The sequence below is a fragment of the Anaerosporobacter sp. genome (assembly GCF_965301125.1).
Genome location: NZ_CBDLAM010000287.1, coordinates 1 through 3,330, shown reverse-complemented (window position 1 = coordinate 3,330; position 3,330 = coordinate 1). Strand labels below are relative to the sequence as shown.

At 34.9% G+C, this 3,330-nt stretch carries 3 protein-coding genes; 2 read left to right on the top strand and 1 reads right to left on the bottom strand.

All coding sequences use genetic code 11. The annotated features are described in order from the left end of the window. The coding region (locus ACW2QF_RS18800; protein WP_455717549.1) for an HAD family hydrolase at positions 1-328 on the bottom strand (328 nt) is incomplete at its 3' end. Between the two features lie 236 nt (positions 329-564). Here ACW2QF_RS18800 and ACW2QF_RS18795 point away from each other — a divergent pair. Further along, a complete protein-coding gene (locus tag ACW2QF_RS18795; RefSeq protein ID WP_455717548.1) occupies positions 565-1,146 on the top strand; it encodes a TetR/AcrR family transcriptional regulator in 582 nt (193 codons plus the stop codon). 182 nt (positions 1,147-1,328) lie between these two features. Continuing rightward, positions 1,329-3,266: a bile acid Fe-S flavoenzyme BaiCD gene (gene baiCD / locus ACW2QF_RS18790; RefSeq protein WP_455717547.1), complete on the top strand. Its 1,938-nt coding sequence runs from the start codon at positions 1,329-1,331 to the stop codon at positions 3,264-3,266. Positions 3,267-3,330 lie beyond the last annotated feature (64 nt).

Here is a 3,330-nt window from a genome sequence, read left to right as displayed (position 1 = left end):
ATTCTATACTTCCATTAGAGCATAAATAAAGGTGGTGATTATTAATCTTTAAATAGTCTAATAGAGTTTGTATTCCATCAAATAGCTGTCCATTTTGAGAAATTTCTTCTTTTTCATACATACAAAATTGTTCATAAAGTTCATTAGTTATAATATCAGGAGGTAATATACTACATAAAAAATCATTACTTCGTTTACCTATATTTTGTAAGATTTTGTCGGATTCGATTGGTTTGAGCCCATTATTAAGAAAAAGCTTATTAACAGCGTTGATAATGCAAGGTTGTGTTTGAAATAGTGTTCCATCTAAATCAAAGATAATGTTCATATATGCCTCCGATTATTTTTTATCAATATTACATTATTATACACTATAATCAATTTGGAAAATAGTGTTATTACAAATGAAGATTAATCTGATGTATGCAAATAAGGTGGGAGTAGAAAATTTATTATTTCCTAGAAAATCTTGTGCTTTTAAACTATATTGGTATAATGTTAACATACGAAATCAACTTAGCGTAGGATTATATATCCGAATATGTTTATTTAAGGAGTTACTAAATGAGAGAACTTAAAAGTATAGAGGAAAAAATTCTAGATACTGCATTATACCTAATTGGGAAACAAGGAACTTGTAATGTACCGATTCGAGCAATAGCGAAGGAAGCAGGCGTTAATGTAAGTGCAATCAATTATTACTTTGGAACAAAAGAAGAGATGCTTCGGAATACAAAAGAGTTCTTTATTCATAATTCAATTGAAATTTATTCTATTCTTGACCAGGAGGAATATTCTGAAGAAGAACGACTTATTATGTTTGCGAATGAGATCATGGAATATACCATTCATTATTCTGGATTAACAGCTATATTTAAAGAAGCTGAGCGATTGAAGGAGGAAGATGAGGTATCTAAGAGTATTATTGAGGTGACCAGAGAATTACATACAAAGATGAATCGAATTTTAAATTCTGTATCAAAGAGTAATCCATCTGAATCCCAATTCAATAGTATCATTTTTATGGCTGCGTTAACATATCCAGCAGAGAAACAAGATTCATTCGGTCATGACCAATCGTTATTGACGAGCAAAGAGAAAAGAGTCGAGTATATCAAACACATTATTGATCTTATAAAGAAGTAAAAAATAAAAGGTAGATAAAGAATTTGGGTATAAAATTGAGAGGTGCTAACAATAGCATCTCTTTTTTTTGACAGAAATTAAAACAATATGTTTAAAACGTATTGTTTTAATTACTGTTGTGGGTTATAATGTTAATGAAAAACATTGTTAAAAATTTAATTATCAAAGAAAGGCGAGATATTATGAAGTACAATCATCTTTTTAGCTCAATTAAAATTAGAGGTCTAGAATTAAAAAACCGAGTAGTATTTCCAGCGATGGGAACGAAGATGGCAACGGAAGACAAATATGTTACTGATCAGGTTATCGACTATCATGTAGCAAGAGTAGTTGGAGGTTGTGGACTTAACTTCACTGAAGTCTGTAGTGTTTATAAGAAAGCTGCACCAAAACATTTTCTTGCTATATCTGAGGATAAATATATTCCAGGTTTGACGAGATTAGCAGATGCCATTCATGAGGCAGGTGGTAAAGCAGGAGTTCAGCTTTGGCTTGGTGGATTAGCGGTGGCAAGTGATCCAGAAGCAATGATAATGATACCTAGTGATATACCAGTTAAAGGTACAGATCATGTGATCAAAGGTGCAAGTCTTGAAACCATAGAAGAAGCTGTAGAAGCTTATGGTGCTGCAGCTAAACGTGCTGTAGAGGCTGGGTACGATACCTTAGAGTTTCATGCAGGACATAATTATGTACCACATAGTTTTCTCAGCCCTTTCTTTAATAGAAGAACAGATGAATATGGTGGATCTTTTGAAAATCGAGCACGTTTTCCTCTTGAATGTATTCGTTCCATTCGTAGTAATATACCAGAGGATATGCCTTTATTTATGAGAATAGATGCCCATGATGATTATTTAGATAGCGGACTTACTATTGAGGAAGTAATTGAGTTTTGTAAATTAGCTAAAGAAGCTGGTGTGGATGTAGTTGATGTATCAAGAGGGAATTTTTCTTCTTCTGCTATTAAATATGAAGTGCCTCCAATTGATTTGCCAAGAGGTTTTAATGTAGAGAATGCAGCTAGGATTAAGAAAGAGACAGGACTCATCACAGTAGCGGTAGGAAGAATTAATGAACCTTCACTAGCAGAAGATATCTTATCAGAGGATAAAGCTGATATGGTTGTAATTGGTCGTGGACAGTTAGCTGATCCTGATTTTTGCAATAAAGCATTAAATGGTGACGAAGATAGCATAGTTCGTTGTATTGGTTGTAATCAAGGATGCTATGATGGATTTGTTGCACAAGATGTGCCATACATAACTTGCATGAGAAATCCTGCACTTGGTAGAGAACAGGAATATACATTGATTAAAACTACGGCTCCAAAGAAAGTGCTGATTGCAGGTGGAGGTGTTGCTGGTTTAGAAGCGGCAATTACGCTTAAGCGTAGAGGACATCATCCGATAGTCTGTGAAGCAGCAGAGCATTTAGGTGGACAATTCGTCTTGGCAGGGGCAGCACCAAGGAAAGAGGAAATGAAAGAAGCTGCTATATGGATGGGAGAACAGGCAAAAAGAGAAGATGTTGAGATACGATTATCCACACCAATTACTACTGAAATTATTGAGAAGGAAGCTCCACAAGAGGTAATTATTGCAATTGGAGCTGCACCAATGAAACTTCGTATTCCTGGAGCAGAATTACCACATGTTACGAATTCTCATGATGTGCTTGATGGGCTTGTTTCATTAGAAGGAAAGGTAGTTATTATTGGTGGAGGCCTTGTTGGACTTGAGGTAGCAGAATATCTTGAAGGTAAGGCAGAAGAAATTACAGTTGTTGAGATGCTTGACCAAGTTGGTAAAGATTTAGGTGATCTTCGTAAAATAGCGGTAATGGAAAATATCCATCACGCAGGAGTTCATACAGTAACGGGTGCTAAATGTACTGAGATATCAGAAAATGCTGTAATTGTGGAAAAAGAAGGACATTTGGATAGTATACCTTGTGATTATGTCGTTGTTGCCATCGGTGCAAAATCGCGTAATTTTGAAGATATTGCATCTTATTGCAGTGAAAAAGGAATTGCATATGATGTTATTGGAGATGCTGTATGCGCTAGAAGAGCACTTAATGCTACAACAGAGGCAGCAGCTATAGCTAGAGCTATATAGACCTTATGTATATTTGGTAAGCGGATTTTTAAAGTTAAGATATGTAACGTTAAAACAATCCCGA

Bases quoted from the DNA above. Each gene is read 5' to 3' on its own strand.
- ACW2QF_RS18795 (WP_455717548.1), top strand. From the start codon at position 565: ATGAGAGAACTTAAAAGTATAGAGGAAAAAATTCTAGATACTGCATTA.
- baiCD (WP_455717547.1), top strand. From the start codon at position 1,329: ATGAAGTACAATCATCTTTTTAGCTCAATTAAAATTAGAGGTCTAGAA.